Annotated in this window: 29 protein-coding genes and 1 pseudogene; 17 read left to right on the top strand and 13 right to left on the bottom strand. The window is 74.6% G+C overall.

What is annotated here, in order from left to right:
- Window positions 1-87: 87 nt before the first annotated feature.
- Window positions 88-1,218, bottom strand: coding sequence for a DNA glycosylase AlkZ-like family protein (locus ACH9D3_RS14565; RefSeq protein WP_396411487.1), 1,131 nt, complete (start codon window positions 1,216-1,218; stop codon window positions 88-90).
- Window positions 1,215-2,606 (bottom strand): MFS transporter, encoded by a 1,392-nt coding sequence (locus ACH9D3_RS14560; protein WP_396411486.1) that lies wholly within the window; start codon window positions 2,604-2,606, stop codon window positions 1,215-1,217. Before ACH9D3_RS14560 ends, ACH9D3_RS14565 begins: the two co-directional genes overlap by 4 nt.
- A gap of 189 nt (window positions 2,607-2,795) precedes the next feature.
- Between ACH9D3_RS14560 and ACH9D3_RS14555 the strand changes: the two genes are divergently transcribed.
- Window positions 2,796-4,379 carry a cation:proton antiporter domain-containing protein gene (locus tag ACH9D3_RS14555; protein WP_396411485.1) on the top strand — a complete coding sequence of 528 codons (1,584 nt, stop codon included), beginning with the start codon at window positions 2,796-2,798 and terminating at the stop codon, window positions 4,377-4,379.
- A 48-nt stretch (window positions 4,380-4,427) separates the two neighbouring features.
- On the opposite strand, the gene ACH9D3_RS14550 is transcribed toward ACH9D3_RS14555, so the two are convergent.
- Window positions 4,428-5,312: an aminoglycoside phosphotransferase family protein gene (locus ACH9D3_RS14550; protein WP_396411484.1), complete on the bottom strand. Its 885-nt coding sequence runs from the start codon at window positions 5,310-5,312 to the stop codon at window positions 4,428-4,430.
- Between the two features lie 100 nt (window positions 5,313-5,412).
- Here ACH9D3_RS14550 and zupT point away from each other — a divergent pair, with 100 nt between their 5' ends.
- On the top strand, window positions 5,413-6,198 hold the full coding sequence (gene zupT / locus ACH9D3_RS14545; RefSeq protein WP_396411483.1) for a zinc transporter ZupT: 786 nt from the start codon (window positions 5,413-5,415) through the stop codon (window positions 6,196-6,198).
- Window positions 6,199-6,243: 45 nt separating this feature from the next.
- Here zupT and ACH9D3_RS14540 read toward each other — a convergent pair whose 3' ends face one another.
- Window positions 6,244-6,852 (bottom strand): uracil-DNA glycosylase family protein, encoded by a 609-nt coding sequence (locus tag ACH9D3_RS14540; RefSeq protein WP_396411482.1) that lies wholly within the window; start codon window positions 6,850-6,852, stop codon window positions 6,244-6,246.
- A 78-nt stretch (window positions 6,853-6,930) separates the two neighbouring features.
- Here ACH9D3_RS14540 and ACH9D3_RS14535 point away from each other — a divergent pair, with 78 nt between their 5' ends.
- Window positions 6,931-7,599, top strand: coding sequence for an alpha/beta hydrolase family protein (locus ACH9D3_RS14535; protein ID WP_396411481.1), 669 nt, complete (start codon window positions 6,931-6,933; stop codon window positions 7,597-7,599).
- Window positions 7,600-7,693: 94 nt separating this feature from the next.
- Window positions 7,694-8,143 carry a lipopolysaccharide assembly protein LapA domain-containing protein gene (locus ACH9D3_RS14530; protein ID WP_396411480.1) on the top strand — a complete coding sequence of 150 codons (450 nt, stop codon included), beginning with the start codon at window positions 7,694-7,696 and terminating at the stop codon, window positions 8,141-8,143.
- 36 nt (window positions 8,144-8,179) lie between these two features.
- Here the strand turns inward: ACH9D3_RS14530 and ACH9D3_RS14525 are convergent, their stop codons facing one another.
- Window positions 8,180-8,575 carry an MmcQ/YjbR family DNA-binding protein gene (locus ACH9D3_RS14525; protein ID WP_396411479.1) on the bottom strand — a complete coding sequence of 132 codons (396 nt, stop codon included), beginning with the start codon at window positions 8,573-8,575 and terminating at the stop codon, window positions 8,180-8,182.
- A gap of 99 nt (window positions 8,576-8,674) precedes the next feature.
- Between ACH9D3_RS14525 and ACH9D3_RS14520 the strand changes: the two genes are divergently transcribed.
- The 5 genes and pseudogenes from ACH9D3_RS14520 (at window position 8,675) to ACH9D3_RS14505 (ending at window position 10,800) form a co-directional block, all read left to right on the top strand.
- Complete coding sequence (locus ACH9D3_RS14520) at window positions 8,675-8,968, top strand: hypothetical protein (protein WP_396401132.1); 294 nt, start codon at window positions 8,675-8,677, stop codon at window positions 8,966-8,968.
- 281 nt (window positions 8,969-9,249) lie between these two features.
- The gene (locus ACH9D3_RS14515) at window positions 9,250-9,645 is read left to right on the top strand and encodes a hypothetical protein (protein WP_396411478.1); all 396 of its coding nucleotides are present in this window, start codon (window positions 9,250-9,252) and stop codon (window positions 9,643-9,645) included.
- A complete protein-coding gene (locus ACH9D3_RS14510) occupies window positions 9,642-9,950 on the top strand; it encodes a hypothetical protein (RefSeq protein ID WP_396401130.1) in 309 nt (102 codons plus the stop codon). Before ACH9D3_RS14515 ends, ACH9D3_RS14510 begins: the two co-directional genes overlap by 4 nt.
- Window positions 9,951-10,087: 137 nt before the next feature.
- Window positions 10,088-10,195: pseudogene (locus ACH9D3_RS17350) on the top strand (aminoacyl-tRNA hydrolase); the annotation flags it as partial.
- Between the two features lie 26 nt (window positions 10,196-10,221).
- Entirely contained in the window at window positions 10,222-10,800 is a 579-nt protein-coding gene (locus ACH9D3_RS14505; protein ID WP_396411477.1) for a dihydrofolate reductase family protein, read from the top strand.
- A gap of 147 nt (window positions 10,801-10,947) precedes the next feature.
- On the opposite strand, the gene ychF is transcribed toward ACH9D3_RS14505, so the two are convergent.
- Window positions 10,948-12,033 (bottom strand): redox-regulated ATPase YchF, encoded by a 1,086-nt coding sequence (gene ychF / locus ACH9D3_RS14500; protein ID WP_396411476.1) that lies wholly within the window; start codon window positions 12,031-12,033, stop codon window positions 10,948-10,950.
- A gap of 127 nt (window positions 12,034-12,160) precedes the next feature.
- Between ychF and ACH9D3_RS14495 the strand changes: the two genes are divergently transcribed.
- The 3 genes from ACH9D3_RS14495 (at window position 12,161) to ACH9D3_RS14485 (ending at window position 15,382) form a co-directional block, all read left to right on the top strand.
- Window positions 12,161-13,090 carry an ATP-binding cassette domain-containing protein gene (locus ACH9D3_RS14495; RefSeq protein ID WP_396411475.1) on the top strand — a complete coding sequence of 310 codons (930 nt, stop codon included), beginning with the start codon at window positions 12,161-12,163 and terminating at the stop codon, window positions 13,088-13,090.
- A gap of 57 nt (window positions 13,091-13,147) precedes the next feature.
- Window positions 13,148-13,909, top strand: coding sequence for an ABC transporter permease (locus ACH9D3_RS14490; RefSeq protein ID WP_396401126.1), 762 nt, complete (start codon window positions 13,148-13,150; stop codon window positions 13,907-13,909).
- Between the two features lie 114 nt (window positions 13,910-14,023).
- Window positions 14,024-15,382 carry a DNA recombination protein RmuC gene (locus tag ACH9D3_RS14485; RefSeq protein ID WP_396411474.1) on the top strand — a complete coding sequence of 453 codons (1,359 nt, stop codon included), beginning with the start codon at window positions 14,024-14,026 and terminating at the stop codon, window positions 15,380-15,382.
- Window positions 15,383-15,404: 22 nt separating this feature from the next.
- On the opposite strand, the gene ACH9D3_RS14480 is transcribed toward ACH9D3_RS14485, so the two are convergent.
- Together ACH9D3_RS14480 and ACH9D3_RS14475 are read right to left on the bottom strand one after the other, a co-directional pair.
- A complete protein-coding gene (locus ACH9D3_RS14480) occupies window positions 15,405-16,487 on the bottom strand; it encodes a 4-hydroxy-3-methylbut-2-enyl diphosphate reductase (protein ID WP_396411473.1) in 1,083 nt (360 codons plus the stop codon).
- A 10-nt stretch (window positions 16,488-16,497) separates the two neighbouring features.
- Window positions 16,498-17,442 carry a hypothetical protein gene (locus ACH9D3_RS14475; protein ID WP_396411472.1) on the bottom strand — a complete coding sequence of 315 codons (945 nt, stop codon included), beginning with the start codon at window positions 17,440-17,442 and terminating at the stop codon, window positions 16,498-16,500.
- Window positions 17,443-17,520: 78 nt separating this feature from the next.
- Here ACH9D3_RS14475 and xseA point away from each other — a divergent pair, with 78 nt between their 5' ends.
- A complete protein-coding gene (gene xseA, locus ACH9D3_RS14470; RefSeq protein ID WP_396411471.1) occupies window positions 17,521-18,822 on the top strand; it encodes an exodeoxyribonuclease VII large subunit in 1,302 nt (433 codons plus the stop codon).
- Window positions 18,823-18,914: 92 nt separating this feature from the next.
- Entirely contained in the window at window positions 18,915-19,178 is a 264-nt protein-coding gene (locus tag ACH9D3_RS14465) for an exodeoxyribonuclease VII small subunit (RefSeq protein ID WP_396401121.1), read from the top strand.
- A 93-nt stretch (window positions 19,179-19,271) separates the two neighbouring features.
- Here ACH9D3_RS14465 and ACH9D3_RS14460 read toward each other — a convergent pair whose 3' ends face one another.
- The 4 genes from ACH9D3_RS14460 to ACH9D3_RS14445 are packed head-to-tail and all read right to left on the bottom strand — an operon-like array spanning window position 19,272 to window position 22,964.
- Window positions 19,272-20,141: a PPK2 family polyphosphate kinase gene (locus ACH9D3_RS14460; protein WP_396411470.1), complete on the bottom strand. Its 870-nt coding sequence runs from the start codon at window positions 20,139-20,141 to the stop codon at window positions 19,272-19,274.
- 50 nt (window positions 20,142-20,191) lie between these two features.
- Window positions 20,192-21,409, bottom strand: coding sequence for a pyridoxal phosphate-dependent aminotransferase (locus ACH9D3_RS14455; RefSeq protein ID WP_396401119.1), 1,218 nt, complete (start codon window positions 21,407-21,409; stop codon window positions 20,192-20,194).
- Between the two features lie 44 nt (window positions 21,410-21,453).
- On the bottom strand, window positions 21,454-22,494 hold the full coding sequence (locus ACH9D3_RS14450; protein ID WP_396411469.1) for a glycine betaine ABC transporter substrate-binding protein: 1,041 nt from the start codon (window positions 22,492-22,494) through the stop codon (window positions 21,454-21,456).
- The gene (locus ACH9D3_RS14445; protein WP_396411468.1) at window positions 22,491-22,964 is read right to left on the bottom strand and encodes an NUDIX domain-containing protein; all 474 of its coding nucleotides are present in this window, start codon (window positions 22,962-22,964) and stop codon (window positions 22,491-22,493) included. Before ACH9D3_RS14445 ends, ACH9D3_RS14450 begins: the two co-directional genes overlap by 4 nt.
- Window positions 22,965-23,077: 113 nt before the next feature.
- Here ACH9D3_RS14445 and ACH9D3_RS14440 point away from each other — a divergent pair, with 113 nt between their 5' ends.
- Window positions 23,078-24,118 carry a magnesium and cobalt transport protein CorA gene (locus tag ACH9D3_RS14440; protein ID WP_396411467.1) on the top strand — a complete coding sequence of 347 codons (1,041 nt, stop codon included), beginning with the start codon at window positions 23,078-23,080 and terminating at the stop codon, window positions 24,116-24,118.
- A gap of 9 nt (window positions 24,119-24,127) precedes the next feature.
- Here the strand turns inward: ACH9D3_RS14440 and ACH9D3_RS14435 are convergent, their stop codons facing one another.
- Window positions 24,128-24,880: a VTT domain-containing protein gene (locus ACH9D3_RS14435; RefSeq protein WP_396411466.1), complete on the bottom strand. Its 753-nt coding sequence runs from the start codon at window positions 24,878-24,880 to the stop codon at window positions 24,128-24,130.
- A 123-nt stretch (window positions 24,881-25,003) separates the two neighbouring features.
- Between ACH9D3_RS14435 and ACH9D3_RS14430 the strand changes: the two genes are divergently transcribed.
- Window positions 25,004-26,014, top strand: a complete 1,011-nt coding sequence (locus tag ACH9D3_RS14430) for a mechanosensitive ion channel family protein (RefSeq protein WP_396401114.1) — start codon at window positions 25,004-25,006, stop codon at window positions 26,012-26,014.
- Entirely contained in the window at window positions 26,011-26,352 is a 342-nt protein-coding gene (locus ACH9D3_RS14425) for an antibiotic biosynthesis monooxygenase (protein WP_396411465.1), read from the top strand. The genes ACH9D3_RS14430 and ACH9D3_RS14425 overlap by 4 nt, the downstream gene beginning before the upstream one ends.
- Window positions 26,353-26,355 lie beyond the last annotated feature (3 nt).

Here is a 26,355-nt window from a genome sequence, read left to right as displayed (position 1 = left end):
GGGCCACCGCCGGAGGGGCGGGACGCCGTCCGCGGCCCGGGGACGTCTCCGCTCGGGTCCACGGGCGGCGCCCCTCCCGCGCTCGGCTCAGAGGACCGGCAGCCGCGCGAACGCGCGCTCGGCGTCCTGCCGGCGGGTGGCCGAGAGCTCCTCGAAGGGCTCCAGCACGGGACCCGGGGACGCGGCGCCCCGGCTGCGCCCCCAGGTCCCCACGATCCGCCCGCCGGCCACGACGGTGGGCCTGAACACGCCGTTCGCGCCGGGGACGATGCGCGCCGCGTGCTGCCGGGCCAGGACGTGCGAGCGGTCGCCGTAGCCCAGGACGTACTCGTCGAACGGCGGCAGCAGGTGCACCCCGGCGGCCCGGCGGCCGGTGCGCGCCGCGTTCTCGAGGACCTCCGGGGCGCACCACAGCTCCTGCCCGGCGCGGTCGCGCACGGCCACGACGTCGTCGAGCACGCCCACCGCGGTACGCACCGTGGAGCGCGGCAGCGCCGCCCAACGGGCGGCGTCCGCGACGGAGGCGGGGCCGTGGCTGCGCAGGTACCGGCGCACCCAGCGCACGACGACGGGCGGCACGCCGGGACCCGCCGGGGCGTGCCCGGGCTCGTCCGCCGGGCCCGGGACCCAGTCCGCGACGGGGACCACGAGCTGGTCCCGTGCGTTCCCGCTCAGGGGTCCCATGCACAGGCTCGCGTCCAGGTGCAGGGCGAGCATGAGGTGGTAGGCCCGCCCGGGGGCGCCGAGCAGCCCGGCCTCGTCCCACGCGGCGTGCAGCCGCTCGCGGGGCTGCGGGCCGTGGCGCAACGCCGCCAGCGCGGTCTCCCGGGCGGCGTCCAGGCGCTCGTCGATGCCCAGCTCGCGCCGCCGGGCGGCCGTCGAGGAGACGGTGCGGGGGCCGAGGACCGCCAGCCACGCCCGAAGCTCCTCGGCGGGCACCAGGTGCAGGGTCCCGCGCATGGGCCACGTGCGCACGATCCGGCCGTCGTCGAAGGCCTCGCGCAGGCCGCCGGGCCCGGCGGCCCGGCGGAGGCCGACGGAGACGAGGGCGCCGGGCAGGTCCTGCGCCTGGACGGCCCCGAGGGCGCGCACGACCTCCTCGGGGGCCATGTCCGCCGGGCGCACCAGCCCGTGGGCCGCGAGCCGGGCGAGGCCGATCTCGCGGTCGGTCAGGACGGCCGGGGGCGTCGGGGAGGACGCGGGGTCGGAGGACGTCACTGCAGGGCCCGTCCCCGCTGCTCGGGCAGGACGAACGCGGCCAGCGCGGCCACGAGGAAGGCGAGGCCGAAGACGGCGAAGACCACGACGATGTCGTAGCGCTCCCCGCCGAGCCCCAGCAGCACGGGCACGGCGAGCGGGGCCAGGATCGAGGCGATCCGGCCGAACCCGGCGGCCGCGCCGGTCCCCGTCCCGCGCAGCGCGGTGGGATAGAGCTCGGGTCCGATCGCGTACAGCGCACCCCACGCGCCCAGGTTGAAGAAGGACAGGGCCATGCCGGAGCCGATCACCTGCCACGGCAGCACGACGCTGCCCGTCGACACGATCCCGAACAGCACGGCGCTCAGCGCGGAGCCCCCGAGGAACACGGCCAGCGTGATCCGCCGGCCCCAGGTCTCGATGAGCCAGGCGGCCACGGCGTAGCCGGGGAGCTGGGCGAGCGTGATGATCAGGACGTAGCCGAAGGAGGTCGTCAGCGTGAGTCCCTGCTGGAGCAGGAGCGTGGGCAGCCAGGTGAACGCCCCGTAGTAGGCGAAGTTGATGCAGAACCAGATCACCCACAGCGCCGCCGTGCGCCGCCGCAGGACCGGGGCCCAGATGCCCTGCGCCCCGTCGCCCGGGAGCGGGGCGTCCGCCGCGGCGGCCCGTGCTTGCTCGTCGGTCTCGGCCCGGGAGCCGCCCAGCGGCCGGGCGTCCTCGAACCCGCGCACCGCGGCCTCGGCCTCCTCCGTCCGGCCCCGGCTCTCCAGGAAGCGCACGGACTCCGGCAGGGCGCGGCGCACGACCACGGCGTAGAGGGCCGGCACGAGGCCCACGAGCAGCGCCCAGCGCCAGCCGTCCGGGGAGGACGGCACCACCAAGTACCCCACGAGCGCGGCGAGGATCCAGCCGACGGCCCAGAAGGACTCGAGGACCACCACGACCCGGCCGCGGATCCGGCGGGGGGCGTACTCGGAGACGAGGGTGGAGGCGACCGGCAGCTCCGCCCCGAGACCGAGGCCCACCACGAAGCGCAGGACGACGAGCGCCGCCAGCGAGCCGACGAGCGCGGACGCCCCGGTGGCCAGGCCGTAGACCAGCAGGGTCAGGGCGAAGACCTGGCGCCGGCCGAGCCGGTCGGCCAGGAGCCCGCCGAGGCTGGCGCCCACGGCCATGCCCACGAACCCGATCGAGGCGAGCAGGGACAGCTCCCCGGTGCCCAGACCCCACTGCTGGGCCAGCGCGGCCATCACGAACGAGATCAGCCCCACGTCCATGGCGTCCAGGGCCCAGCCGACGCCGGAGCCGACGAGCAGCTTCCGGTGCTCGGTGGTGAACGGCAGCCGGTCCAGCCGCTGCGAGCGCGTCAGCGCGGACCGGGTGCGGTCGGGCCGCGGGCTGTCCTGCATGCTCGGGTCCTTCCCCTCGGCGCGGTGCCGCGCGGTGCGGCGCGGTGCTGCGACCACTGTAGGCGCTCGGCGGAGCGGACGGTGCGGGGCACATGTGGCCGGGCGCAGCCGGCCCCGGCCCCGTCCGGGACCGGCTGCGCCCCTAGACTGGAAGGGTCCCCACCCACCGGCCCGGCGAGGGAGCCTCCTGTGACAACGGTCGCCGTGTACCTGGTCGTCGCCTTCGGCGCCGGCGCCCTCGCCGTCCTGCTCCGGCTGCCGCCCCTGGTCGGCTTCCTGGCCGCGGGCTTCGTGCTCAACGGCCTGGGCGCGGAGCGGCTGGAGATCGTGGACGAGCTCGCCGACATCGGCGTCACCCTGATGCTGTTCGGGATCGGGCTCAAGCTGGATGCGCGGTCCCTGCTCCGCCGCGAGGTGTGGGGCACCGCCGGGGTGCACATGGTGGTGAGCACGGCGCTGGGCGCCGGTTTCCTGGCCCTGTTCATGCTGGCCGGCCTCGCGCTGCCCGAGGCGGACCTGCCCACCCTTGCCCTGGTGGGCTTCGCGCTGTCCTTCTCCAGCACCGTGCTGGTCTTCAAGGTGCTCGAGGAGCGCAGCGAGACCACCTCCCTCTACGGCCGCGTGGCGATCGGCATCCTGATCATGCAGGACCTCGCGGCCGTCGCGTTCATCACCGCCACGAACGAGCACCCGCCGAGCCCCTGGGCGTTCGCGCTGGTGCTGCTGGTGCCCGGCGCCTGGGTGTTCCGCCGGATCTGGGCCCGGATCGGGCACGGGGAGATGCAGGCCCTGTTCGGGGTGGTCATGGCCCTGGTCCCCGGCTACATCGCCTTCTCCGCGGTGGGGCTCAAGGGGGATCTCGGCGCACTGGTGGTGGGCATGCTCCTGGCCTCGCACGCGAACGCGGGCGAGCTGTCCCGCACCCTGTTCACCTTCAAGGACCTGCTGCTCGTGGCGTTCTTCGTCTCGATCGGGTTCAACGGCATGCCGGACACCATGACGGTGCTCCTGGGACTGCTGCTGCTGCTGCTCGTGCCGGTGCAGGCGGTGCTGTACGTGCTCCTGCTGTGGCTGTTCGGGCTGCGCCGCCGGACCTCGCTGCGCAGCGGGCTGGCCCTGGCCAACCACTCGGAGTTCGCCCTGATCGTGGGTGCCATCGGGGTCTCCGCCGGGATGCTCGCGGAGCGCTGGCTCGTGGTGCTCTCCGTGACGGTCGCGGCGAGCTTCGTGGTCTCCGCAGTGGTCAACCGCCGCGGCTCGCCCCTGATCAGCGCCCTGGCGCGACGGCTGCCGGAGCACCCGGAGCACCGGCTGCACCCGGAGGACCGGCCCATCGACATCGGCCACGCCGACGTCCTGGTGCTCGGCATGGGCCGGGTGGGACAGGCCGCCTACCGGGAGTTCTCCGACGAGCACGGGTTCACCGTGCTGGGCATCGAGAACTCCACGGACCGCGCCGAGCGCCTCCGCGGGGAGGGCTTCGACGTGCAGAACGAGGACGCGACCGACCAGGAGTTCTGGGAGCGGGTCATCGCCACCGGGCACGTGCGGATCGCGGTGCTGGCCATGCCCTTTCACGGCTCCAACCTCGTGGCGCTGCGCCAGCTCACGGAGTCGGGGTTCGCGGGGGCCGTGGCCGCCGTGGCGCAGTACGACGACGAGGTGCAGGAGCTGCGCGGGCACGGGGTGCGGACGGTGTTCAACCTCTACAGCGGGGCCGGGATCGCCCTCGCCGCGGAGACCGTCGAGGCCCTCGGCCGCCGGCCCGACTGACGGCGCCGCCGGGACCGCACCGGCGCGGGGCAGGGCGCGGCCACGAGCTCAGGCGCCCCGCTGCACGGCCTTGCACAACTGGACCAGCCGGCTGAGCTCCCCGTGCGGGGCACCCGTGGGCCGGGCCGTCCCGGCCCGGGCTGCGACGGCGAACCGCACGAGCGCCCACGCCCGGAGGCGTTCGGGGTCGGCCCCCGCCGCGAGGGACAGGGCCTCGATCCGGTCCTCCAGGGCCGCGGCCAGGGCACCGCCCCGGCCGGCCTGCTCCGTGCGGCGCCAGAGGGCGGGGACCAGCGCGAACTCCGGGGTGCCGAGCACCGGGTCCGCGCCGGTGGCCAGCCACGGGGAGCGCTGTGCGGCCCGCACGGCGCCGTGGTGCAGGTCCTGGTGCACGAGCGCGGTGTCCAGCTCGCCGCGGAGCAGCCGCTCCAGGTTCTTGACCGCCTGCAGCCGGAAGCGCCGCGGGAACCGGGCGTCCAGCTCCGTGGCCCCGGCCAGGTCCTCCCGCCACCGCCGGGCCGCCGCGGACAGCCGCGGGAACGGGGGCCGGGGCGGGCGCGCGAGGGCGCGGGTCAGTTCGCCGAGCACGCGGCAGGCCTCGAGCACGGGCAGGGCGTGCAGGTCGTGGTCGGCGGTGCGCTCGAGCAGCAGCGCCCGGTCGGCCGGCTCCGCCCGGAGCAGCCGCACGGCCCCGCGCCCGCCCCACAGGCGCAGCGCCAGGTGCTCGTGCTCGGCGCCGGAGCGCGGCGGGGAGAGCCGCAGCACGGCGGGCTCCCCGGCGCGGGTGCGCACCGGCAGGACCAGGGCCCCGCCGTCGTCCCGCGCCCGTCCGTCGGGGACCAGCTCCCACGCGGACGTGTACCGCGCGGCGAGGCCGGACCGGTCACCGGCCGCGGCGTCCGGTCCCGGGGCACTGCCGGAAGAGGTCGTCATCGGACCATTCTGGTGCACCGCGGTGCACCGCCGGGGCGCTCCCCGCCGTTCGCTAGACTGCGAGCGCCCCACCCCGGCCAGGAAGGGAACCGACCCGCCCGTGTACGAGCTGCTCATCGCCTTCGGCCTGACGCTGTTCGCGGGGCTGGCCACGGGGGTGGGCGCGTTCCTGGCTCTCGTCACCCGGCGCACCGACGCCAAGTTCCTGGCGGTGAGTCTCGGCTTCTCGGCCGGGGTGATGATCTACGTCTCCATGATCGAGATCTTCGTCAAGGCGCAGGTCGCCCTGGTGGCCGAGCTCGGGGAGCGCTCCGGTGCGTGGGCCACGGCCGGGGGGTTCTTCGCGGGGATCGCCCTGATCGCGGTGATCGACCGGCTCGTGCCCTCCCGCGTCAACCCGCACGAGTACCCGCACGACGACGCCGGGCGGCAGCGACGGCTCCTGCGGATGGGGACGATGACCGCGGTGGCGATCGCCATCCACAACTTCCCCGAGGGCTTCGCGACCTTCGTGGCGGCCATGCAGGAGCCGTCCGTGGCGATCCCGGTGGTCGTGGCCATCGCGCTGCACAACATCCCCGAGGGGATCTCCGTGGCGGTGCCGATCCACCACGCCACGGGCGACCGCCGGAGGGCCTTCCGCTGGGCGTTCCTCTCGGGCCTGGCGGAGCCCGTGGGCGGGGTGCTCGGGTACCTCGTCCTGTTCCCGTTCCTCGACGACGTCCTCTTCGGCGTCGTGTTCGCGGGCGTGGCCGGGATCATGGTCTTCATCTCCCTGGACAAGCTGCTGCCCACGGCCCAGGAGTACGGCGAGCACCACCTGTCGGTCTACGGGCTGGTGGCCGGGATGGCGGTCATGGCCGTGAGCCTGCTCCTGTTCGTGTGAGTCCCCCGGCCGGGGCCCGGACCCGGCCGGCACGGGTCCGCGCGGTCACCGGGGCGTGCCGGCCGGCGGGAGCCCCGCCGCCCGGCCGGCCTCGGCGAAGGCGGCGGCGAGGCCCGCCCGGGAAGCGTGGGCGTTGAGCCCGCTCGGGCTGGGCAGCGCCCACAGCTGCGCCCCGGCCAGCTCCCGGTCCTGCCGCCCGAGGGCGGCCCCCGGATGGGCGAAGGCGTGCCGGTAGGCGGTGACGCCGGCGACCGCGACCACGGCGGGGCGCAGCCCGGCGACGAGCTCGGCCAGCCGCCCCCGGCCGGCCACGAACTCGGAGGGGTCCAGCTCGTCCGCCCGGGCCGTGGCCCGCTGCACGAGGTTCGTGATGCCGAGGCCGCACCCCAGGACGTGCTCGCGGTCCGCCGCGCTCATCCCGGCGGAGCAGTCCACGAGCCGGCCGGTGAGCCCGGCGTCGTGCAGCGCCGGCCAGAACCGGTTGCCCGGCCGGGCGAAGTGCGCCTGGGTGGCGGCGGCCCACAGGCTCGGATTGATGCCGCAGACCAGCAGCCGCACGTCCGGTCCGAGCAGGTCGGGCAGGGTCGTGTCCCGGGCGGCCTCGAGGTCGGCGCGGCTCGGACGGGCGGCGGGCGCCGGGTTCGGGGATGCCATGCGCCCCATGCTAGGCCGGGCCCCGCCCGCCGGCGGCACGGGCCCGTGGCCGGGAGCCGCCCGGCTACCGTGGGGACCATGCCCCGACCGAGCGAGCTCACCGTGCCCACCGAGACCGGACCGGGACGGCTGCTGGTCTCCCCCGCCGAGCACCCCGCGGCGCTGCTGTGGCTGGGCCACGGCGCGGGCGGGGGCGCGGGTGCCCGGGACCTCGTCGCCCTCGCCGAGACGCTCCCCCGCCACGGCGTCACCGTGGTGCGCCACGAGCAGCCGTGGGTGCTCGCCGGCCGGAGGATCGCCCCGCGTCCGGCGGTCCTCGACGCCGGCTGGCTGGCCGCCGCGCCGGCCGTGGCCGAGCTGGCCGCAGGCGTGCCCGTGGCCGTCGGCGGCCGCAGCGCCGGGGCGCGCGTGGCGTGCCGGACGGCCGCCGCGGTCGGCGCTGCCGCCGTCGTCTGCCTGGCCTTCCCCCTGCACCCGCCGGGCCGGCCGGAGCGGTCGCGGGCCGAGGAGCTGCTGCGCCCCACGGTCCCCGTGCTCGTGGCGCAGGGGACGCGGGACGCCTTCGGCACGGCGGACGAGATCACGGCCGCCGCGGCGGGCGCACCGGCGGTCGAGGTCCTGCCGGTCGGGGGTGCGGACCACGCCATGGCGGTCGGCCGGTCCGGGCCCGTGGACCAGGAGGCTGCGCTGGCCCTGCTCGCCGCCGCGGTGGGCCCCTTCCTCCGGCGCAGCGTGCCGACCCGCTGAGCTCCGGCCGGGTTTCAGCAACGCGCCCACCAGGACTACGGTGAGCACCACAGCGACACCGCGGCCCGTCCGCGCGACCAGGGAGAGAACCGTCATGGCCCGCACACCAGACCCCGCCGACGCGCACCGGCGCGACCTCACCCCCGGGAACGACCGGGAGCCCGCCGCTGCGGACGCGTCCTCGTCGTCGGCGGACCGTCCGGCGACCGGGCGGCAGCCCGCTCCCCGGCGGCAGGCGGGCACGGACCCCGACCTGGACGAGCAACAGGGCCGCGGCATCTCGGGGGCCATGTGGACCGCCCTGCTCCTGGGCCTGCTGATCCTCGTCCTGCTGCTGGTCTTCATCCTGCAGAACAACGTCCCGGCGGAGTTCAACTACCTGGGCTGGGCCTTCAGCCTCCCCCTCGGCGTCGCGATGCTGCTCGCGGCGGTCGCCGGTGCCCTGATCATGGGGCTCGTCGGCTCCGTCCGCCTCTTCAAGCTGGGCCACCGGGTGCGCCGCCTCGAGAAGGAGCGCGCCGACATCAAGCGCGCCCTGGGCTGACCGCGGGAACGGCTCCGCGGCCTCCGGTCGGCTCCGTCAGCGGCGGGTGTCGAGCTCCTGCACCAGGCGGCGCGGAGCCGTGAGCCGGTAGGACGTCTCGACGAGCTCGGCGGCCTCGGTCCAGTCGGTGCCCGCCGGGGACAGGTCCAGCCCCACCCAGCCCGAGGGCCACAGGTACGCCGGCTCGAAGAACTGCGGGCCGGCCAGCAGGGCGGGCCGCTCCTGCGGGTCGGCCCGCACCAGCAGCGACGTCCCGAAGGACGTGGCCGAGTCCCCCCGCAGCGTGCCGCCGTACACCGCAAAACCGGTCCTCGTGCAGAACCACGGGCGGCCGTGGGACACCTTCTCCCGGGCGCCGGGCAGCGCCAGGCAGATCTCCCGCACGCGGGCCAGGACCGGGTCGTCGCGGTCGAACACGAGCGGATGGGTCATGCCGCCCATGGTAGGTCGGCCCGTCACGGTAGGTCGCTCCGCGGCGCGCACGGGAACACGCAGTAGCCTGACAGCACCCCGAGCGACAGGACGGACCCCATGACCACTTCCGCACCCCCCAGCGACCTCCCCGCCTCCGAGGACGGCGAGGCGATCGCCCCCGCCACCGTGGTGGACCTCACCACGGGTTCCGCCCACATCACCCCGGTGCTCGTCGACGGCGAGGCCCGCTACGCCGTGGACCTGCCCGACCAGCCCCTCGACGAGGGTGACGTGGCGAGCCTGGCCGTCGCGCTGCAGGTGGCGCAGTCGGGCCCTGCCGTGCTCGTGGACATCGAGGAGTACAGCGAGGCCGAGCTCTCACCGGAGGACGGCACCGGCCACCAGCCGTAGGCACGGGTGGGCCGCCGGCTCCGCGGCACCGCACCGGCCCCTGCTCCCCGCGCGCCCCGGCCCCTGGTCCCCGCGCGCCCCGGCCCCCGCGTCCCCGGGTGACGCGCAGAGCACCGCCGAGCCGGAAAACGCACTCGTCCGGCGCACCCCCTGGTGGTCGGGCTTCCGCGTGCTCACCATGGATCGGGCGGGGTGGACCGCCGCGACGTCGGGGACGCCGCGGCCCCAGGGCGTGGGACAGGTCCCCTGCCGCAGCTGCACCGACTGGGGGGAGACGCACGATGAGCGACATGACGGCGGGGGCGGGGCTGAGCGCGCCCACCGCACCGGGGGGACCGTCGGGAGCGCCCAAGCTCTCGGTGCTCGTCCGGATCGATCTGGACGGACAGCACGTGGCCCTGGCCGTCACGGGCCTGCTGACCGGGACGAACCAGCAGGCACTGGCGCCGCTGGCCGTCCGCGCCCGGGCGCTGTTCCCCGACTCGGACCTCACCGTGGACCTGCTCCAGGCGCACGAGGCGGAGCCCGCGGCCGTGGAGCTCCTGCGCTGGAGCCTCGAGGAGGTGCAGCCGGTCACCGGCCCGGTGCAGATCACCGCGCCGGCCCGTCCCCGGGAGCACCGGTCCTGTCCCCGGGAGCACCGGTCGGAGGACCTCCGGCGCGGAGTCGCCCCGTGAGCACGTGGACCGCCGAGGCGACGGTCAGGACGAGCCGCCGGCTGGACGACTCCGCGGTCGAGGACCTGGGCCGGACCGTCACGGCGGCGCGCTGCGTGGCGCGGAGCAGCGGGGCGCAGGGCGTCTCCCTCCGGCTGGCCGTGGAGGCCGAGACGAGGACCGCGGCGTACGGCACGGCCCTGTCCCTGCTGGCCCACCAGGTGCTGGCGCAGCTCGAGGGCGCGGACCTCACCGACCTGCGGATCGTGGCCGGCGGCCCGTCCCCGGCACCGGGGACGCAGACGTCGCACCAGCCGGCGAGCTGACCGGCCGGGACGGCCCGGCCCGGAGCACGGGGCCCGCCCCCCGCCTCCCGGGCGCGCCGCAGTGCCTCGGGGAAGGAGCCGGGCCCGGGATCCTCCCGACTGCGGCGACGACGTCGAAGGTGCGACACAATCGACGGGTGGACGATCTGCACGTACCCCCGGGCCCCGGCTCGCCCCGCGGCCTCAGGGTGCCGGCGGGAGAGCTGGTCGAGCAGTTCTCCCATGCCTCCGGTCCGGGCTCCCGGGACCGGCCGACGGACGGCACGGCGCGATGCGGAAACCGATCTACGGCATGAACCCGACGCTGGACGGCTACGTCGCCGCGCCCGGCGACGACCTCGCGTGGAGTGCGCCGAGCGACGAGCTGTTCCGGTGGTGGCTCGATCAGGAGCGGGCGATCGGCCTCCTGCTGTACGGGCGCAGGCTCTGGGAGACCATGGGTTCCTACTGGCCGACCGGCGACCAGCAGCCCGGTGCCACCCCGGCGGAGATCGAGTTCGCGCGGAACTGGCGGGACACGCCGAAGGTGGTGCTCTCCTCGACGACGGACAAGGCGACGATGGAGCAGGTCGACCGGAACACCCGCCTGGTCACCGGCGACGCGGTCGCGGAGATCGCCCGGCTCCAGGCTGAGGACGGCGAGCCGATGCGGGTCGGTGGTGCAGCGCTCGCCGGGGCGGCCCTGCGGGCCGGGCTGATCGACGAGTACACGATCGTGACCCATCCGGTCCTGGTGGGCGGCGGCACGCCGTTCTTCACCGCCCTGGACGGCCGGGTGCGGCTGAACCTGGTGGAGACGCGGACGTTTCCCGGCGGGGTGGTCCTGACCCGGTACGAAGCGAGGCGCTGAGCACGCACGGTCACGTGCGGCCGGCGGCGGAGGACGGCACGCGGGCAGCCCGCCCAGGCCCTTTTCGAGTCCTCCCTCGGATCCCCTGCGGACTCCGTGCGGACGGCCTGGGCCTGGTCCCCGCGGGACCAGGGGCGACGGCCCCGCTCACACGTTGAAGCGGAACTCCACCACGTCGCCGTCGCGCATGACGTAGTCCTTGCCCTCGATGCGAACCTTGCCGGCGGCCTTGGCCTCGGCCATGGACCCGGCGGCGTCGAGGTCCTCGAAGGAGACGACCTCGGCCTTGATGAAGCCGCGCTCGAAGTCGGTGTGGATGACACCGGCCGCCTGCGGGGCGGTGGCGCCCACGGGCACGGTCCACGCGCGCGACTCCTTGGGCCCGGCGGTGAGATAGGTCTGCAGACCGAGGGTGGAGAAGCCCGTGCGGGCGAGCTTGTCGAGGCCGGCCTCCTCCTGCCCGGACATCTCCAGCATCTCCTTCGCCTCGTCCTCGTCGAGCTCCACGAGCTCCGCCTCGAGCTTCGCGTCGAGGAACACGGCGTCGGCGGGTGCCACGAGCTCGCGCAGCTCCTGCTGCTTCGCCTCGTCGCCGAGCACCCCGTCGTCGGCGTTGAAGACGTAGATGAACGGCTTGGCGGTGAGCAGGCTCAGGTCGCGCAGCTGGTCGACGTCGAGCTTCTCCTGCTCCGCCGCCCCGAAGACGGTGTCCCCGCGCTCGAGGATCGTCTGCGCCTGCTGCATGGCGGCGAGCTTGGCGGGATCGGCCTTCTTGATCTTGACCTGCTTCTCGAGGCGCGGGATCGCGTTCTCGAGGGTCTGCAGGTCGGCGAGGATCAGCTCGGTGTTGATGGTCTCCATGTCGGAGGCCGGGTCGATCTCGCCGTCCACGTGGATGACGTCCGGGTCGTCGAAGGCGCGGACCACCTGCGCGATGGCCTGGGCCTCGCGGATGTTGGCCAGGAACTGGTTGCCGAGGCCCTCCCCCTCGGACGCGCCCTTGACGATGCCGGCGATGTCCACGAAGGACACGGTCGCGGGCAGGATCCGCGCGGAGCCGTGGATCTCCGCGAGCCGGTCCAGCCGCGGGTCCGGCAGGTTGACCACGCCGATGTTCGGCTCGATGGTCGCGAACGGGTAGTTCGCCGCCAGGACGGTGTTGCGGGTCAGCGCGTTGAACAGGGTGGACTTGCCGACGTTGGGCAGTCCGACGATTCCGATAGTAAGAGCCACGGGAGACCATCCTACCGGCCGCCGGGCCGGCACGCCCCGCCGGCTCCGGAGCCCGTGACCGACGTCATGGGCGTGTCGCGGCGTCCGGGCCTTCCGGCACGGCGCCGAGAGGGGCAGAGTTCAGGGCATGAGATCCTCCCCGGCATCCAGCACCGCGCCGCCCGCGAGCGCCGCGGGCTCCCCGGCCCTCGACGTCACCGGTGTCCGGAAGGGCTTCGGGCGCGGCGAGCGCCGCGTCCGGGCCGTGGACGGCGTGAGCCTGCGCGTGGAGCGCGGGGAGGTGGTCGCGCTGCTCGGGCCCAACGGCGCCGGCAAGACCACCCTCCTGGACATGGTGCTGGGCTTCACGGACCCCGACGACGGCACCGTGCGCACCCTGGGTGCCGCACCGCGCGCGAGCGTGCGGGCCGGGCGGATCGGTGCGGTGCTCCAGACCGGGGGGCTGCTCGACGACCTGTCCGTGCGGGAGACGGTGGCCATGGTCGCGACCCTGCACCGCGACCCCCTGCCCGTGGACGAGGCGCTGGCCCGTGCCGGGGCGTCCGGGTTCGCGCGGCGGAAGGTCTCCAAGTGCTCGGGCGGCGAGCAGCAGCGGCTGCGCTTCGCGCTGGCCCTGCTGCCCGAGCCGGACCTGCTGGTCCTCGACGAGCCGACCGCGGGGATGGACGTCAACGCCCGGCGGGAGTTCTGGGCGTCGATGCACGCCGAGGCGGAGCGCGGCCGGACGGTCGTGTTCGCGACCCACTACCTGGACGAGGCCGAGGAGTTCGCCGCGCGCACCGTGGTGCTCAAGGGCGGACGGGTGGTGGCGGACGCCCCCACCGCCGAGGTCCAGGCCCTGGCGGGCCACCGGGTGGTCAGCTTCCGCTGGGAGGGGCCCGGGCCCGTCGTCGTCCCGGGGGCGACCCCGCTGGAGCCCGTCGGCGGGCGCCGGCGGCTCACGGGCCCGGACACGGACGCCATCGCCCGGCACCTGCTCACGGCCACGGGCGCGCGGGAGCTCGAGATCACCCACGCCGGGCTCGAGGAGGCCTTCCTGGGCCTCACCGCCGACTGACCGCGCCCCCGAGCCCTGCCCCCGACACCCGTCCCCGCCGCCGGAAGGACCAGCAGCATGAGCATCGCCTACGCCGCCCACGACCTGCGCCGCAACGTGCGCATGGTCGAGAACACCTTCTTCGTGGTGGTCCTGCCCGCCGTGCTGTACGTGATGTTCACGGCGCTGGGGGACTTCTCCGACCTGCCGGTGGGCCACGGCAACGCGGGCGGGTACAACATGATCTCGATGGCGGTGTACGGGGCGGTCGTCGCGACGACCTCGATCGCCGGCTCCGCCGCCGTGGAGCAGGCCCGGGGGTGGGGCCGCCAGATCGGGCTGACGCCCGCGCCGCGGCACGGGTACGTGCTGGCCAAGGTGGCCGTGGCCCTGGCCATGGCTGTCCTGCCCGTCGTCGTGGTCTACGCCGTGGGCGCCCTGACCGGCGCCGAGCTGGGCGGCTGGCGCTGGCCCGCCACCGCGGTCCTCGTCGTGGCCGGCTCCTCCATGTTCGCCCTCTACGGGCTGGCGGCGGGGCTGCTGTTCCGCTCCGAGTCCGCGGTCGGCGCCGCCTCGGGGCTGCTGGTGGTGCTCAGCTTCTTCGGCAACCTCTTCGTCCCGCTCACCGGTGTCATGCTCGACATCGCACGGTTCACCCCGCTCTACGGCCTGGCCGGGCTGGCCCGGTACCCGCTGGTCGAGGGCGACGTCGTGGCCACCAGCGGACCGCCCGTGGAGTCCGACCCCCTGTGGGCGCTGCTGCTCAACGCCGGCATCTGGACGGCGGTCTTCGCGGCCGTGGTGCTGCTGGCGGTCCGCCGGACCACGGTGCGGCGGTGACCACCCGACGGGCGGCGCCCGGGTGCGGGCGGCCGTGAGCACCGCGGCCGTGAGTACCGCGGCCGTGAGCGCCGCCGCCGTGCGGTGTCCGGGTGGCGTGCCACACTGCTGGGCATGACCGTCAGCCTCGTCGTCGTCCTCGTCCTCCTCGCCCTCCTCGTGGGCGCCCTCCTGGGCGTCGCGGTGGCCCGGGCACGTTCCGCCCGGGAGGTGCGGGCCGCGGAGCAGGAGCGCGCCGGGCTCCAGGCCGAGCTCGCCGCCGTCCACGACCGGCTCGTGGACCTCGCCGCCGAGCGGGCGGCGGCCGTCGAGGCGCGCGCCCAGCTCGAGGACCGGCTGCGGGACGCCGACGCCCGCTCCGTGCAGGACAACAACGTGCTGCGGGCGCTGGCGCCGGTGGCCCACCAGCTGCGCTCGGTCGAGGAGCACGTGAGCGCGCTCGAGCGGGACCGGGCCGAGCAGTACGGGGGCATCACCCAGGCCCTCGCCCACACCCGTGAGGTCGGCGACCACCTGCGCACCGCGACCACGTCCCTGTCCTCGGCCCTGCGCTCGGGCTCGGCGCGGGGCACGTGGGGCGAGGTCCAGCTGCGCCGGGTGGTCGAGGCCGCGGGGATGACGGCGCACGTCGACTTCCGGGAGCAGGTCTCCTCGAACGGCACCACCGCGGACGGCGAGCGCAGCGCCGTCCGCCCCGACATGGTCGTGCACCTGCCCGGGGGCCGTGACATCGTCCTGGACGCCAAGGCGCCCATGACCGCCTACCTGCGCGCCCAGGACGCACCGGACGACGACGCCCGCCGGGCGCAGCTGGCCGGTCACGCCAAGGCCGTGCGCGGGCACGTGGACGCGCTGGCCGGCAAGAAGTACTGGGAGGCGCGGGACGCCTCGCCGGAGCTGGTGCTGTGCTTCCTGCCCGCCGAGTCGGCGCTGTCCGCGGCGCTGGACGCGGACCCGACGCTGCTGGACCACGCCGCGGGCCGCAACGTGGCGCTCGTGTCGCCGGTCTCGCTGCTGGCCTCGCTCAAGGCGGTCGCCTTCACGTGGCGGCAGAACGGGCTCACGGAGAACGCCAAGGAGCTCTTCGACCTCTCCCGTCAGCTCTACGAACGGCTGGGCACGGTCGGCAAGCACCTCGACGACATGGGCCGGTCGCTGCAGAAGTCGGTCGAGACCTACAACCGGCTCGCCGGTTCCGTGGAGACCCGGGTGTTCCCCACGGCCCGGCGGATCAACGACCTCGACCCCACGCTCGCCGAGGACGAGCGGCTGAGCACCCGGCCGCTCGTGGTGGCGCCGCGCCCCCTCACGGCACCGGAGTTCACCGCGGCCGGACAGCTGCCGGAGGCCCCGCTGCTGCCGGAACCGGGGCAGCTGCCCCGGGCGGACCGGCGGGCGGAGCCGGTGGATCGCCCGGATCCCGTCGGCTCGGGCGGGGCGCCGGAGCCCCTCGACGAGCGCGCGGCGGGCTGACCGGGCGCGGCCCGCCCGCGGCTCAGCGGGCGGGGCGCGCCCCGCGGCCGCCGAGCCGGTGGGAGGTGTCCCCGGCTGCGGTGAGCCGGGCGCGCAGCTCCTTGGGCAGGGAGAACAGCACGTCCTCCTCGGCGGTCACGACCTGCTCCACCTCGCCGTAGCCGTAGTCGGCGAGCAGGCGCAGCACGTCCTGGACGAGCACCTCCGGCACGGAGGCGCCGGACGTGACGCCCACGGTGGCGACGCCCTCGAACCAGGACTCGTCCACCTGGTTGGCGAAGTCCACCCGCTCGGCCCGGCGGGCGCCGTACTCGAGGGCGACCTCCTTGAGCCGCACGGAGTTCGAGGAGTTCGCCGAGCCCACGACGACCACGAGATCGGCGTCCGGGGCGATCTTCTTGATCGCGGTCTGCCGGTTGGAGGTCGCGTAGCAGATGTCGTCGCTGGGCGGGTCCTGCAGGGAGGGGAAGCGCTCGCGCAGCTTCTGCACGGTCTCCAGGGTCTCGTCCACGCTGAGGGTGGTCTGGGAGAGCCACACGACCTTGTCCGGGTCGCGGACCACGACCTGGTCGACCTCGTCGGGGCTGTTCACCACCTGGATGTGCTCGGGGGCCTCGCCGGAGGTGCCCTCGACCTCCTCGTGGCCGTCGTGGCCGATCAGCAGGATGTCGTAGTCGCTCTTCGCGAAGCGCACGGCCTCGCGGTGCACCTTGGTCACCAGCGGGCACGTGGCGTCGATGGTGTGCAGGTCGCGGGACCTCGCGGACTCCACCACGGCCGGCGAGACGCCGTGGGCGGAGAAGATCAGCAGGGATCCCTCCGGGACCTCGTCGGTCTCCTCGACGAACACGGCGCCCTGCTCCTCGAGGGTGCTCACCACGAACTTGTTGTGCACGATCTCCTTGCGGACGTACACCGGGGCGCCGTAGTGCTCGAGCGCCTTCTCCACCGCGATGACCGCACGGTCCACGCCGGCGCAGTAGCCGCGGGGGGACGCGAGCAGGACCTTCTTGGGCCCGGCCACGGGAGCGGCGGCGGCCACCTCCTCGGGGGAGCGCCGGGAACGGGGGACGGTGGGCATGGAGAGCGCAACGGTGGTCGGCATGGCCTCCATGCTACGTGGTGGGGCGCCGTCCGCGCCGTGATCCGCCCGACACCAGGATCGCCCCCACGAGACCCACCACGCCCGTGATCCCCGCCGCCCAGGCGGCGGTGACCATCTGCTCGCCGAGGGACCCGGTGAGCAGGACGGCGACCCGGTCCACGGTGAGCCGGACCACCGGGTCCGCGCCCAGGACGCCGGTCGCCCGCTCCACGCCGTGCTCCACGAGCAGCCACACGCCGCCCAGGCCGGCGAGCGTGCCGAGTCCCAGCACGGCGAGCGTGGCGAACCGGTGCCGGGTCACGAGCAGCGCGAGCACCCCGAGCACCCCGGCGGCCCAGGTGAGCGGGACGGCCAGGTCCGTCAGCCGGACGGCGTTCTCGATCAGGGGCCCGGTGCGCGAGCCCGGGACGGTCAGCGTGCTGTCGCGCTCGGCGAGACCGACGTCCACGCCCGCGGTCCGCTCCAGGGCCGCGTCGACCTCCCGGAGCATCGGGCCGAGGTCGAGCACGAGGTCGCGGGGCGCCTCGTCCACGCCGCCCTCGACGGGGACGTTCGCCGCATGGGTGCGGGCCAGGCTCTGCGTCCACGCGCGCTGGTAGGCGGGGTCGGACGTCAGGTCGACGGCGATGTCCGTCGCGCGGCGCGTCAAGCCCTCCAGGGCCCGGTCCAGGAAGGGCACCCCGGTGGCCCGCTCCCCCAGGAACCGGTCCGTCGCCTGCCCCACGGCCGTGCGCGCCAGCTCCTCCTGGAACGACCGGTCCTCGGCGAGGGTGCCCACCACGCGGGTGAACCCGTCCCGGGACACGACCGTGTCCTCGGCCCAGTGCAGCGGCACGAGCAGCGCCACGAGGGACGCGGTGGCCAGGCCGAGGACGGTGCCGAGGCCGGTGCGCAGGACGGTCACGGCACGGCGCCGGGAACGGTGTCCGGACGCGGGGGGTGCTGAGGGGCTCACGGCACCACTGTACGCACGCCCGGTGTGCGCGCACGGTGTCCGCGCACGGCTGTCGCCGTCGGGTGGTAAGCATGAGTCATGACGCATCTCGAGCCGCAGCAGGACGTGCCGGCCGGTGGCGAGCGGGAGCTGCCCCCGCGGGCGGACCGCACCACCCCGGAGAACCCGTGGCCGCTGCGGATGCTCTCGGAGAACTTGCACGCCTACATCGCCCGCTGCGCGCCCACGTGGGTCGAGGGGCAGATCATCGAGCTCAACCGGCGGGCCCGCGTCACCTACGTGACGCTGCGGGACGTCGACGCCGAGGTCTCCGTGCCCGTGACCCTGTTCGCCAACGAGACCGCCCACCTGGACCGCCCGCTGGAGAAGGGGATGCGGGTGGTCGCCCAGCTCAAGCCGGACTTCTGGGCCAAGACCGGCCGGCTGTCCATGCTGGGCCGCGGGATCCGGCCGGTGGGCCTCGGGGACCTGCTGGAGCGGCTCGAGCGGCTGCGGCGGGCCCTCGCGGAGGAGGGGCTCTTCGACGCCGCCCGGAAGCAGCCGCTGCCGCTGCTCCCCCGCCGGGTCGGCCTCGTGACGGGCCGCAACTCCGACGCCGAGAAGGACGTCATCCGCAACGCGTCCCTGCGCTGGCCGGCCGTGCGCTTCGAGGTGCGCGAGGTGGCCGTGCAGGGCGCCGGCGCGGTGCGCGCGGTGACCCGGGCGCTGCACGAGCTCGACGGCATGCCCGAGGTGGACGTCATCGTGGTCGCCCGCGGCGGCGGCTCGTTCGAGGACCTCCTGGCCTTCAGCGACGAGTCCCTGATCCGCGCCGTGGCCGCCGCCCGGACCCCGGTGGTCAGCGCCATCGGGCACGAGAACGACCAGCCCCTGCTGGACTGGGTCGCGGACCTGCGGGCCTCGACCCCCACGGACGCCGGCAAGCGGATCGTCCCCGACGTCGTCGAGGAGCGCGCCGGGGTGGCCCGGGCGCGGGCCGGCCTGGACCGCGCCGTCCGGGGCTTCCTGGACCGGGAGTCCGCCGGGCTCGCGGCCGTGCGCTCCCGGCCCGTCCTGGCCCAGCCGGAGGACATGATCCTGCTCCGGGAGGAGGACGTGGACCGGTGGCGCACCCGGGCGCTGGCCGCCGTGGACGCGCGCACGCTGCGGGAGCGCGACGCCGTGCGCTCCCTGCGCGCCCGGGTGCGCGCGCTGTCGCCCCGGGAGACGCTGCAGCGCGGCTACGCCGTGGTCCTGGACGCGTCCGGCGCCGTGGTCACCGACGCCGCCGCCGTGCGCGCCGGGGACCCGCTGGGGGTGCGCCTGGCCGCCGGCGAGCTCGGCGTGCGCACCGAGAGCGTCTCCGCCCGGCGCCCGGGCGAGCGGCCGGGCACCTCCTGACCGGTCCCTGTTCCCCGCCGGGTCCCGCACCGACAGTCCGCTACGACACCCCGCACCGACACCCCGACCGTCCCGAACGAGAGGCGCCACCCATGGCGAGCACCGACCACCCCGCAGCACCCGACCTGTCAGACGTCCCCGGCCTGGGCTACGAGCAGGCCCGCGAGGAGCTCGTGCAGGTCGTCTCCCGGCTCGAGGCCGGGGGCACGTCCCTCGAGGAGTCCCTCGCCCTCTGGGAGCGCGGTGAGGCCCTGGCCACCCGGTGCGAGCAGTGGCTCGACGGGGCCCGGGAACGGCTGGACGCGGCCCGGGCCCGCCGCGCGGACGCCGACGACGAGGACCCCGGGGACGACTGAGCCGCTCCGGGCCCGCCCCGGGACCGCACCGGGGCGCCGGGTCCTGCGCCGCCGGGCGCGGGACCGCCGTGGTCCGGGCGACCGCGGCGGGGCTCAGAGCTCGGCGAGCCGCCGGCGCATGTCCTCGACGTCGTAGCCCGGGCTCGGCCAGTCGAGCCGCAGCCCTGCGAGCGCGGAGATCAGCAGGTCCTGGACCACGACGCGGGCGTACCACTTCCGGTCGGTGGGCACGACGTACCAGGGCGCGTGGTCGGCGTCCGTCGCGTCGATGGCCCGCTCGTAGGCGGCCATGTAGGTGTCCCACCGGCTGCGGGCCTCGAGGTCCGAGGGGTCGAACTTCCACTGCTTGGTCCGGTCGCCCATGCGGGCTCTGAGGTTCTCGCGCTGCTCGTCCAGGCCGAGGTGCAGGAAGACCTTGAGGATGACCACGCCGTCGTCGGCGAGCTCCTGCTCGAAGTGGCGGATCTCGGTGTAGCGCCGCTCGAGCTGCCGGTCGTCGAGCACGTCGTGCACCACGGGCACGAGGACGTCCTCGTAGTGGGAGCGGTCGAACGCGCCGATCACCCCGGGGCGGGGCAGCTGGTGCCGGATCCGCTGGAGGAAGTGCTGGGAGGCCTCCTCCTCGGTGGGCCGGCCGAAGCCGTGGGTGCGCACGCCGTGCGGGCTGAGCCCGCCCAGGACGTGCTGGATGACTCCCCCTTTCCCGGAGGTGTCCATCCCCTGCAGCACGAGGAGCACCCGGTGCCGGGCCCCCACCGTGGCGTTGGCGTAGATCTGCCGCTGCAGCTCGGAGAGCTGTCCGTCCCGGGCGGCCCGCAGCGCGTTGCCGACCTTCTTGGACCCCGCGAACCCGGGGGTGGAGCCGGTGTCCACGGCCGTCAGGGACATCCCCGGACGGGCGCGCAGCAGCGGTCGCACGTCCCGCTCGAAGCCGGTGCCGGGGCGGTGGTCGTCTGCGCTCATGCGGACACTCCTGGGGATGACGGGCGGGCCGCGGTGCGCGGCCCGCCGGATCACTGGCGGTAGCTGCCGAGGAACTCCTCGATCCGGTCCAGCGCCGTGGCCAGCATCTCCACGGACGGCAGCGTCACGAGCCGGAAGTGGTCGGGCTCCGGCCAGTTGAACGCCCGGCCGTGGCTGATGAGGATCTTCTGCTCCTTGAGCAGGTCGAGGGCGAACCGCTCGTCGTCGACGATGTGGAACTTCTCCACGTCGAGCTTGGGGAACAGGTACAGCGCGCCGTCGGCCTGCTGGCAGGACACGCCGTCGATCTCGTTGAGCCGCCGGTGGGCGAGGTCGCGCTGGGCCTTGAGCCGCCCGCCGGGCAGGATCAGGTCGTTGATCGACTGGTAGCCGCCCAGGGCGGTCTGGATCGCGTGCTGGGCGGGGACGTTGGCGCACATGCGCATGTTGGCCAGCAGCTTGATGCCCTCGATGAAGCTCTCGGCCTTCCAGTTGGGCCCGGTGATGGCCAGCCAGCCGGCGCGGTACCCGGCCACCCGGTACGCCTTGGACAGCCCGGAGAAGGTCAGGCACAGCACGTCCTCGCCGGTGAGGGTCGCGGTGTTGACCATCTCGGCGGCGTCGTAGGTGATCTTCTCGTAGATCTCGTCCGAGAACAGGATCAGCCCGTGCTCCTCGGCGAGGTCCACGATGGACTGCAGGACCTCGCGGGAGTACACGGCGCCGGTGGGGTTGTTCGGGTTGATGACCACGATGCCCTTGGTGTTCGGCGTGATCCTGGCCGCGAGGTCCTCGAGATCGGGGTTCCAGGCGTCGTCCTCGTCGCACCGGTAGTGCACGGGCGTGCCGCCGGACAGGGCCACGGAGGCGGTCCACAGCGGGTAGTCCGGGGACGGGATGAGGATCTCGTCCCCGGGGTTGCACAGCGCCTGCAGCGTCATGGTGATCAGCTCGGAGACGCCGTTGCCGAGGTAGACGTCGTCGGTGTCGAGGTTCATGATCCCGCGGGTCTGGTAGTACTGCACCACGGCGGTGCGCGCCGAGTAGATCCCGCGGGAGTCCGAGTAGCCCTGCGCGTTGGGCAGGTTCTTGATCATGTCGACGAGGATCGCGTCCGGGGCCTCGAAGCCGAACGGTGCGGGGTTGCCGATGTTGAGCTTCAGGATCCGGTGCCCCTCCGCCTCCATGTGCTCCGCCTGCTCCAGCACGGGACCGCGGATGTCGTAGAGGACGTTCTTGAGCTTGTCGGACTGCTTCACCACTGACATGCGGTACACCCTACCCCCGGGCGGGTCGCCGTCCCGGGCGCGGCTCAGGTGTCGTCGCCGCCCTCGAGCCAGTACCGCGCGGCCTCGGCGGGGGTGTAGGGGTCGCGCGCGGAGGTCATCCGGGTCATCAGCACGAGGTCGTCGGTGCCGATCTGCGCGGAGACGGCGTTCACGACCTCCACCGCCGCGTCCGGGAGCTCCTCGGCGGCCACGGGCACCACGCGCTGCGGGACGAAGTTGTGGAGCGGGTCGGCGAGGACCACCAGGGCGTTGTCCTCGATGGCGGGCGAGGCGGTGAACAGGGCCGCGGCCTGCACCCGGTCCTCGAGCAGGGCGTCCACGAGGTCGTCCTGGTCGCCGAACGGCACGTACCGGCCGGGCACGCACTCGTAGGCGTCCTCCAGTCCCTCCGGTCCGTAGGACCGGCCCGCGAAGTCGAGGTCGGTGCCGACGGCGAGCTCGCCGCACACCGGGCCCAGGTCCTCCAGGTCGGAGAGACCGTGCTCCACGGCCGTGGCGCGGGTCACCACGACCGCCACCGTGTTCTCCGCCGGGGCCGGCTCGAGGGTCCGCAGCTCCTCGGGCAGCACGTCCTGCACCCCGGCCAGCACGTCCTCGTCGTCCGCCCGCTCGTCGCCCAGGCCCAGGAGCTCGGAGAGGTCCTCGGCGAGCCCGCCGCCCTCCGGGTCCGCCGGGGACGTGGGGGCCGGGGTCGCCCCGTCCGACGGCGCGGTCGTGGCCGGCCCGACCGGGGCCCGGCCGCGCAGGTACAGGTAGAGGTTGCCCGAGTAGTCCGCGACGACGTCCACGTCCCCCCGCTCGAGGGCCCCCAGGTAGTCGGCGCGGCTGGTCCCCGCGTCGACCACGCCGGCGTCGAAGCCCGCCTCCTGCAGCCGCCCGGCGTAGACGTGGGCGAGCACGGCCGTCTGGCCGGTGGGGCCCGCGGCGATCCGGACGGGTCCCGCAGGGGCGGACGTCGTGGCCGCCGGGACCGGCGAGGGCGCGACCGGGGCCTCGGGGGCGCCGCCGCACCCGGTCAGCGCGACGACGGCCAGCAGGCCCGCGGTCGTGCGACGGCGGCTCACCGGCCCTCCCCCGCCGCCGCAGGGTCCGCCCGGACGAGCCCGGCCAGCTCCAGGCCCACCGGCACGAGGCCGACCAGGGGCAGCTGCGGCAGCGCGGACAGGGGGAACCAGCGGGCCTCGTCCGAGGACCCGTCCAGTTCCGAGGTGAGCGTTCCACCCGTGATGTGCGCGCGGTAGATCACGCGCAGGGCGTGGAAGGGGCGGTCCCGGCCGTCCAGCCGCTGGTCGGGGTCCATGTGGCGGCTGTGCACGCCGAGCAGCTCGTCGAGCTCCACCGTGAAGCCGGTCTCCTCGAGCACCTCGCGGACCGCGGTCTGCCCGGGCTGCTCCCCGATCTCCATGCCGCCGCCGGGCAGGCTCCACGCACCCCGCAGCGTGGGGTGGCGGGGGTTCCAGTGGCTGAGCAGCACCGCCCCGTCCTGGACGATGACGGCGTAGGCACCCACACGGGTGTCCATGGGAAAACTCATGCGCCCATTCTAGGAAGACCCGGAGGGGACCGCCGACAGCGCGGGGCCCGAGCGCCGCCGGAACGGCGGGCACCCCCGGGGCGGCGACCGGCCGCACGGGGATAATGGGCGCCGTGAGCATCGTCGACAACGCCGTCTACCGGGGTGGGCAGCGCCTCGCGTCCCCCGCCAGCCTCGAGGAGACCTACCGGCTGCTCGCCCGGCTGCAGGCCGAGGACCCCCGCTGCACCGAACCCGGTGAGCACTGCGTCCTCGCCTGGATCGGCCTCCACCAGCCCTCCGACGACGAACTGGACTCCCTGGGCGAGCACTTCGGGCTGCACGAGCTCGCCATGGAGGACGTCCGGCAGGCCGAGCAGCGGCCCAAGCTCGACCGCTACGGGACCACGCTGTTCACCGTGCTGCGCCCCGCGGCCTACCAGGACGCCACCGAGACCGTGGACTTCGGGGAGATCCACATCTTCACGGGACCCGGGTTCGTGATCACCGTCCGGCAGTCCGAGCACGGCCGGGTGGGACGGGTCCGGTCCCGGGTCGAGTCCGACCCCCTCCTCCTGGAGACCGGCGCGGAGGCCGTGCTCTACGCGGTCCTCGACCAGACCGTGGACGACTACTACCCCGTGGTCGAGGGGCTCGAGAACGACATCGACGAGATCTCGGACACGCTGTTCTCCGGCTCCGGGGACGGCGCCGTGTCGCGGCGCATCTACCAGCTCACCCGGGAGGTCAGCGCCTTCCACCGGGCGGTCGCCCCGCTGGAGCTCGAGCTGCGGCGGTTCCTCGAGGAGTTCGACGGGGACGGTACGACCGGGGAGCTGCGGCACGGCCTGCGGGACGTCCTGGACCACCTGATCCTCGTCAACAACAAGATCGAGGCCTTCCAGTCGTCCCTGACCAACGCCCTGATGCTGGACTCGACCCAGGTGGCCGCTCGGCAGAACGAGGCCGCGATCGAGCAGAACGAGCAGATGAAGCGGATCTCGTCCTGGGCGGCCATCCTGTTCGCGCCCTCGATCATCGGCTCGGTGTACGGGATGAACTTCCGGTACATGCCGGAGCTGTCGTGGGTGTGGGGCTATCCCGGGGCGCTGGTGCTGATGCTCCTGACGGGTGTGGTGCTCTACACCGTGTTCCGGTTCAAACGGTGGCTGTGACGGCCTCGCTCATCGCGGGCCGCGCTCGCGGCGGGCCGTGTCGGACAGGCCCCGGCGCTCGCGCAGCACCCGTTTGAGCACCCACCACCCGAGGAGGGCGGCCACGGTGACGACCACGATCCGGGAGAACACCCCGGCGTACTCCTCCGCGATGTGCCAGTTCTCCCCGAGGTAGAAGCCGGCCAGCACGAAGATGCTGTTCCAGATGAGGGATCCCGCCGTGGTGAGCAGCACGAACGCCCCGAAGGACATCCGTTCGATGCCGGCGGGGACCGAGATCAGCGACCGGAAGATGGGGATCATCCGCCCGAAGAAGACGGCGGCCTTCCCGTGCCGCTCGAACCACGCCTCGGTCCGGTCGAGGTCGTGCAGGTCGACGAGCGGCATCCGGTCCACGATCGCACGCAGCCGCCGGCGGCCGAGCGCGGCGCCGATCCAGTAGAGGGCCACGGCGCCGACCACCGCGCCGAGGGTGGTCCAGAAGATCGCCCCGGCGAGCGTGAAGTTCCCCTGGCTCGCCGTGAAGCCGGCCAGCGGGAGGATCACCTCGGACGGCAGCGGGGGGAAGAGGTTCTCGAGGGCGACCAGCAGCCCCGCACCCGGGGCGCCGATGGCCTCCATGACGTCCACGGCCCAGTCGGCGACGCCGCTCAGTCCTCCGGCGGCGGAGTCCTCAGGGGCGGGCACGGCCGTGTCGAGGGCGGCCGTGTCGAGGGCGGCGGGGTCCGGGTCGGCGGTCGGGGCGGGGCGCGGTGCGGTCATGGGTCCTCGGTGGCGGTCGGGGGCCGTGCGGCGGCCCGGGGGTGCGGCCTCCATTGTGCCCGACGCTCCTGCGGGACCGCTGGGACGGTCCGGCCCGCGGGTCCGGTTCGCTACGCTTCCCCCATGCACCTGCCCGCAGCCCTCCCCCTGTCCCTCTCCGTGCCGGACCTGGACCCGGCGTGGGACTTCTGGCTCGACAAGCCGCTGCGGATCCTGCTGGTGCTGCTGGGCGCCACGCTCCTGGCCGCCGTGGTGCGTCTGCTGATCCGCCGGGTCACCGGGGGGATCGCGAAGGGCACCCGGTCGCGGATCGTGCGCCGGATCGAGCGCGGCAGGCCGCGCTGGGTCGAGGACGTGGGCCTGGCCGGCGCCCGCCAGTCCCAGCGCGCCCACACCATCGGCTCGGTGCTCTCGTCCGTGACGACGGTGGTGATCTGGGCCGTCGCGCTGGTGATGATCATCTCGGAGCTCGACTACGACATCGGTCCCGTCCTGGCCTCCGCAGGGATCGCCGGCGTGGCCCTGAGCTTCGGGGCGCAGTCGCTCGTGAAGGACTACCTGTCCGGGCTCTTCATGGTCGCGGAGGACCAGCTCGGCATCGGCGACGTCGTCGACCTCGGCGAGGCGAGCGGGACCGTCGAGTCCGTGGGGCTGCGCGTGACCCAGGTGCGGGACATCAACGGCACCCTGTGGCACGTGCGCAACGGGGAGATCCTGCGCGTCGGCAACCAGTCGCAGGGCTGGGCCCGCTGCGTCCTGGACCTGCCGGTGCCCTACGACACGAACATCGACCTGGTGACGGAGCTGATCCTGCACGAGGCGGCTCTGCTGCGGGACGACCCCAAGGTCGGCGAGTACATCACCGAGGACCCGGAGGTGTGGGGCGTCGAGGCCGTCACCGGCGAGTCCGTCACCGTGCGCGTGGCGGTGCGCACCGTTCCCCTCAAGCAGTGGGACGTGGCCCGGGCCCTGCGGCTGCGGATCAAGAAGATGCTGGACCGCGAGGGCCTGCACGTGCCCCTGCTGAACCAGACCGTGGTCCGGCAGGCCGACGCCGGGCCCCCTGCGCCCGGTCCGCCCGAGACGGGTCAGGTCCGGGCCGTCCGGCGCGGTGTGCCAGGATCGGACGCATGAGCATCGTCAAGATCAACGCCATCACCGTCCCGGCCGACTCCGGCGACGAGCTGGGCCGGCGCTTCGCCGCCCACAGCGGGTCCATGGCCGGGGTCGGGGGGTTCGAGGGCTTCGAGCTGCTGCGGCCGACGGACGGGCGCACGCAGTGGCTCGTGCTCACCCGGTGGGCCGACGAGGAGTCCTACGCCGCGTGGCGGTCCTCGCAGGACTTCGCCCGGTCCCACGGTCACGGATCCGCCGAGGAGGGCGCGGCCCGGCCGCGGCCCGTGGGGACCGCGTCGGAGCTGTGGTCCTACACGGTCGCCGTCGAGCAGGAGCAGACCGCCGAGCGGCAGTAGGCC

The organism is Kocuria kalidii, assembly GCF_044462225.1.
Taxonomy (GTDB): domain Bacteria; phylum Actinomycetota; class Actinomycetes; order Actinomycetales; family Micrococcaceae; genus Kocuria; species Kocuria kalidii.
Note: the sequence above shows the minus strand (reverse complement) of the source record. Positions and strands in the feature narration are given on the sequence as shown.